Annotated in this window: 5 protein-coding genes; 3 read left to right on the plus strand and 2 right to left on the minus strand. The window is 59.3% G+C overall.

From position 1 onward, the window contains the following. The first annotated feature begins 59 nt into the window (after positions 1 to 59). The 3 genes from D8V06_RS16400 (at position 60) to D8V06_RS16410 (ending at position 3,503) form a co-directional block, all read left to right on the plus strand. On the plus strand, positions 60 to 608 hold the full coding sequence (locus D8V06_RS16400; protein ID WP_130931322.1) for a cupin domain-containing protein: 549 nt from the start codon (positions 60 to 62) through the stop codon (positions 606 to 608). Positions 609 to 790: 182 nt separating this feature from the next. Further along, a complete protein-coding gene (locus tag D8V06_RS16405) occupies positions 791 to 1,204 on the plus strand; it encodes a c-type cytochrome (RefSeq protein ID WP_056854146.1) in 414 nt (137 codons plus the stop codon). Positions 1,205 to 1,580: 376 nt separating this feature from the next. Next, on the plus strand, positions 1,581 to 3,503 hold the full coding sequence (locus D8V06_RS16410; protein ID WP_130931323.1) for an acetyl-CoA hydrolase/transferase C-terminal domain-containing protein: 1,923 nt from the start codon (positions 1,581 to 1,583) through the stop codon (positions 3,501 to 3,503). A gap of 123 nt (positions 3,504 to 3,626) precedes the next feature. Here D8V06_RS16410 and D8V06_RS16415 read toward each other — a convergent pair whose 3' ends face one another. Together D8V06_RS16415 and D8V06_RS16420 are read right to left on the minus strand one after the other, a co-directional pair. Then, entirely contained in the window at positions 3,627 to 4,199 is a 573-nt protein-coding gene (locus D8V06_RS16415; RefSeq protein ID WP_056854144.1) for a xanthine phosphoribosyltransferase, read from the minus strand. A gap of 56 nt (positions 4,200 to 4,255) precedes the next feature. Continuing rightward, positions 4,256 to 5,662 (minus strand): 3'-5' exonuclease (locus D8V06_RS16420; RefSeq protein WP_130931327.1); only part of this gene is annotated, 1,407 nt, incomplete at its 5' end.

The raw sequence follows: 5,662 nt of genomic DNA on the forward strand, positions 1-5,662 counted from the left end.
CGCTGTCGCCATGATAACGCTCAATATTCCAACAAACTGAATCCCTGGAGGCTCCTGCATTGGAGGTCGGCGAACGACTGCAATCGATCCGTAAGCACAAAGGTCTTTCCCAGCGTGAGCTCGCCAAGCGTGCGGGCGTCACCAACAGCACCATTTCGATGATCGAGAAAAACAGCGTCAGCCCCTCGATCAGCTCGCTGAGGAAAGTGTTGGGCGGGATTCCCATGTCCATGGTCGAGTTCTTTTCCGAAGAAATCCTGCAGGAAATACCGACTCAGATCGTCTACAAGGCCAACGAGCTGATCGATATTTCCGATGGCGCCGTGACCATGAAACTGGTCGGCCGGGCACACCCGAGCCGGGCTATCGCGTTCCTCAATGAAATCTACCCGCCAGGCGCCGACACCGGTGAGGAGATGCTCACCCATGAGGGCGAGGAAACCGGAATTCTGGTGGAAGGCCGACTGGAACTTGTCGTCGGGCTTGAAACTTTTGTGCTCGAAGCGGGCGATAGCTACTACTTTGAAAGTACCAAGCCGCACCGTTTCCGAAATCCGTTCGACGCGCCGGCGCGACTAATCAGCGCAGCTACACCGGCAAACTTTTAAGAAAAGAGGCGCCCTGCCAGCATGGCCGAGGCACCCAAGCCGTTTTACCGTTGCACAACAAGACCCCTTCGACTTTGGGGTTGTTTCAGTGTCGCGGGCTTACCGCTATACTTGCGCCCGCCTGCGAACCGTGGCCGTAGGCGTGACTAGCCACCATTGAGGGTGAACGCGTGAATCTAATTATGAAAATGCTGGCCGTACCAGCAACCGTATTGGCCCTCTGGGCTGTCAGCGCTCAAGCTGCGACGAACGACGAAATTGCCAAACGCCTCGAGCCAGTCGGCCAGGTGTGTGTTCAAGGTAAAGAGTGCAAGGGCATGGAAGTCGCCGCTACTGCCGGCGGCGGTGGTGGTGCTAAAGCACCTAAAGATGTGATTGCCAAGCACTGCAACGCTTGCCACGGTACCGGCCTGCTGGGTGCGCCGAAAATCGGCGACAAGGCTGCCTGGAAAGAGCGTGCCGATCACCAGGGCGGCCTCGACGGCATCCTGGCCAAAGCCATTACCGGTATCAACGCGATGCCGCCTAAAGGCACTTGCGCCGATTGCACCGATGACGAACTCAAAGGCGCGATCAAAGAGATGTCCGGTCTGTAACAGCCCGACTCTGACGCCAAAAAGCCGCTTGCGAGCGGCTTTTTTGTGCCTGCGATTGCAAATAAACCGCGCCCTCCCTGTAGGAGCGAGCCTGCTCGCGAAAAAACCAACAGACGCAACGGGGCATCAGACACTCCGCGTTATCGTTGACGACCATCGCGAGCAGGTGGTTTGCGCCGTGCACAAAAACTGCGGCGAACATCAAAACCTGTGGGAGCGCGGCTTGCCCGCGATGACGTCGGCACAAACAACATCCTTGCTGCCTGACACTCCGCTATCGCCAGCAGGCTGGCTCCCACTTTAAAGACTGTTCATTGCAGCAAAGACCCGGCAAGCTCGGTCCAACCCCACGTCATGGAATGTAAGGGAGGATCGGATGGTGCAGCTGTGTTCTATCGAGCAAGCAGTCGACGACGTACTGGCGCGGTTGCCAGCGCATATTCACATGGGCCTGCCCCTGGGCCTGGGCAAGCCCAACCATTTCGTCAACGCGCTGTATCGGCGCGTGGCGCAGTTGCCGCAGCGGCAGCTGACGATCTACACCGCGTTGTGCCTTGGTCGCCCGCCATTGGGCGACGGCTTGCAAAAGCGCTTTCTCGAGCCCTTCATCGAAAATGTCTTCGGCGATTATCCGGAACTGGAGTTTCTAGCCGATCTGCGCCGCGACAGCTTGCCGGTCAATATCCGCATCCAGCAGTTCTTCATGCAACCTGGCAGCCTGCTCAACAGCGCAGCGGCGCAGCAGGATTACGTCAGCAGCAATTACAGTCACGCGGCCCGGGACATCAACGCCGCCGGGTTGAACCTGGTGGCGCAACTGGTTGCCAGCCACGCTGATCATCCCGATCGCTTGAGTCTGAGCTGCAACCCGGACATCACCCTCGACCTGTTGCCGATGATCGCCAGGCGCCGGGCTGCCGGCGAGACCATTCTGATGGTCGGCCAGGTGCATAACGATTTGCCCTACATGCCCGGTGATGCCGAAGTCGGGATCGATACGTTTGACCTTTTGATTGACGAGAAAGACAACACAACCCTGTTCTCCACACCGAACATGCCGGTGGGTTTGCAGGATCATCTGATCGGCCTGCATGCCAGCACACTGGTGCGCGATGGCGGTACTTTGCAGATCGGCATCGGTTCCATGGGCGACGCGCTGACGGCGGCGTTGCTGGCGCGCCAAGCCGACAACGACGGTTACAAGGCAGTGTTGGCGGATGTAAATCTCAGCCAGTGGGCGCAACTGATCGAGCGCGAAGGCGGCATCGAGCCATTCGCCAGAGGCCTTTACGGTTGCAGCGAAATGTTCGTCAACGGCCTGCTGGTGCTGGCCGATGCGGGCATCGTGCGGCGCAAGGTGTACCCCGATGTGCCGACCCAGCAGCAGGCGAATGCCGGCACCCTCGACGAAGCGGCGCAAACCGATGGCATCTCGGTCCACGGCGGTTTCTTTCTCGGGCCGCGCAGTTTCTATGAGCGCTTGCGTGAGTTGCCGCAAAACAAGCGGCTCGAATTCAACATGACCCGCATCAGCTACATCAACGAGCTATACGGTCAGGAAGAACTCAAGCGTTTGCAGCGCCTCGATGCGCGGTTCATCAACACGGCGTTTACCGTGACCCTGCTGGGGGCTGCCGTGGCGGATCAGCTCGAAGACGGGCGCGTGCTCAGCGGCGTAGGCGGGCAGTACAACTTTGTGGTGCAGGGTCATGCACTGCAAGGCGCGCGCTCGGTGTTGCTGCTGCGCAGCTGGCGCGAGTCGGGGGGCGAGGTCAGTTCGAACATTGTTTGGGAGTACGGCCACTGCACCATTCCGCGGCATCTGCGCGATATTGTGGTCACCGAATACGGCATCGCCGATCTTCGCGGCAAAACCGATGCAGCAGTGATCGAAGCCTTGCTCAATATCAGTGACTCACGCTTTCAGCCAGGGCTGATCGAACAGGCGCAAAAGGTTGGCAAGCTACCGAAGGATTTCCACCTCGATCCGCGCTTTACCGACAACCGCCCTGAACGTTTGCAGGCGATCGCCGCGCGGCATGCGCCGCTGTTTCCCGAGTATCCGTTGGGCTGTGATTTCACCGAAGTGGAGCGGGACGTGTTGCGGGCGCTGAACTGGTTGAAGAGCAAGTTCAAGCTGAGCGAGATTCTGGAGTTGGGCAAGGCGGCGCTGGATGCACCCGAGGCTTCGACATTTCCCGGACACCTGGAGCGGATGCAGCTGAGCCAGCCGGAAGGGTTGAAAGAAGACCTTTATCAACGCCTCCTGCTAACCGGCCTGAAGGCTACCGCGCAATAGCTGCCACCCAACACAACTGTGGGAGCTGGCCTGCCAGCGATGAGGCCCTGACATTCAACATCTTCGTTGGCTGTCTGGCCGCCATCGCTGGCAAGCCAGCTCCCACAGTGATTTGCGGTGTGGTTATTCGATGAAGGTCACAACGCCATCTTTCAGCGACTTGACGCGCGCCAGCGATTCCACGCGATAGCCCTGAGAATCCAACTCGGCACGCCCACCCTGGAACGATTTCTCGATCACGATGCCCAGGCCGGCTACGGTCGCGCCAGCCTGCTTGATGATCGAGATCAGCGCCTGGGATGCCTTACCGTTGGCCAGAAAGTCATCGATGATCAGCACGCGGTCGCTGCTGGTCAGGTGGCGCGGGGAGATCGCCACGGTGCTTTCGGTCTGCTTGGTGAACGAGTAGACGGTCGCCGACAGCAGGTTTTCGGTCAGGGTCAGGGACTGGTGCTTGCGGGCGAAAATCACCGGTACACCGAGGTTCAGGCCGGTCATGATCGCCGGTGCAATGCCCGAGGCTTCGATGGTGACGATCTTGGTGATGCCCGAGTCCTTGAACAGCGAGGCGAACTCGTCGCCGATCAGCTTCATCAGGGCCGGGTCGATCTGGTGGTTCAGAAAGGCGTCGACTTTCAGGACCTGGTCGGAAAGCACGATGCCTTGTTCACGAATTTTCTGGTGCAGTGCTTCCATGAAGCTGTCCTCTGTTGGCGCCTTTTGCGCCGAAGGTGTCAATAAAAGTGTCAATTCTAGCGCTTTAACATCGCGCGTATATCCGCCAATGCGTTGTTTCCGCGCACGGCTTTGACTTCGGTCGGGGTATCGTCGTTGCCTTCCCAGGCGAGGTCGTCCGGTGGCAACTCATCGAGGAAGCGGCTCGGCGCGCAATCGATGATCTCGCCGTACTGCTTGCGCTTGGCAGCGAAGGTAAAGGCCAGGGTCTGGCGCGCGCGGGTGATGCCCACGTAGGCCAGGCGGCGTTCTTCTTCGATGGTATCGGCTTCGATACTGGAGCGGTGCGGGAGGATTTCCTCTTCCATGCCCATGATGAACACGTAGGGGAATTCCAGGCCCTTGGAGGCGTGCAAGGTCATCATCTGCACGCCTTCGGCGCCGTCTTCTTCTTCCTGCTGACGCTCGAGCATGTCGCGCAAGACCAGTTTGCCGATGGCGTCCTCGACGGTCATCTCGCCTTCTTCGTCCTTCTCCAGGGTGTTTTTCAACGCCTCGATCAGGAACCAGACGTTACCCATGCGGTAGTCGGCGGCCTTGTCGCTGGAGCTGTTGGTGCGCAGCCAGTTCTCGTAGTCGATGTCCATGACCATGCTGCGCAGCGCCGAGATCGGATCTTCGCCGGCACACTGCTCGCGGACCCTGTCCATGAAGCGCTTGAAACGCGACAGGCGATCGGTGAAGCGGCTGTCCAGATGCTCACCCAGGCCGATTTCGTCGGTGGCGGCGTACATCGAGATCTTGCGCTCGGTCGCATAGTTGCCGAGTTTTTCCAGGGTGGTCGAGCCGATCTCGCGACGCGGCACGTTGATCACCCGCAGGAAGGCGTTGTCGTCGTCCGGGTTCACGATCAGGCGGAAGTAGGCCATCAGGTCCTTCACTTCCTGACGGCCGAAAAAGCTGTTGCCGCCGGACAGGCGATACGGCACCTGGTGGTGCTGCAATTTCAGCTCGATCAACTTGGCCTGGTAGTTGCCGCGATAAAGGATCGCGAAATCGCTGTACGGACGGTCGGTGCGCAAGTGCAGGCTGAGGATTTCCATGGCCACGCGCTCGGCTTCGGCGTCCTCGTTGCGGCAGCGGATCACGCGGATCTCGTCGCCGTGGCCCATTTCACTCCACAGCTGCTTTTCAAATTCGTGCGGGTTGTTCGAAATCAGCACGTTGGCGCAGCGCAGGATGCGGCTGGTGGAGCGGTAGTTCTGCTCCAGCATCACCACTTTCAAGGACGGGTAGTCGTCCTTGAGCAGCATCAGGTTTTCCGGGCGCGCGCCACGCCAGGCGTAGATCGACTGGTCGTCGTCGCCCACCACGGTGAACTGGTTGCGCTTGCCGATGAGCATTTTCACCAGCAAATACTGGCTGGCGTTGGTGTCCTGGTATTCGTCCACCAGCAGGTAGCGCACCTTGTTCTGCCACTTTTC

The sequence above is a fragment of the Pseudomonas sp. Sample_24 genome (assembly GCF_004307605.1).
Classification (GTDB): domain Bacteria; phylum Pseudomonadota; class Gammaproteobacteria; order Pseudomonadales; family Pseudomonadaceae; genus Aquipseudomonas.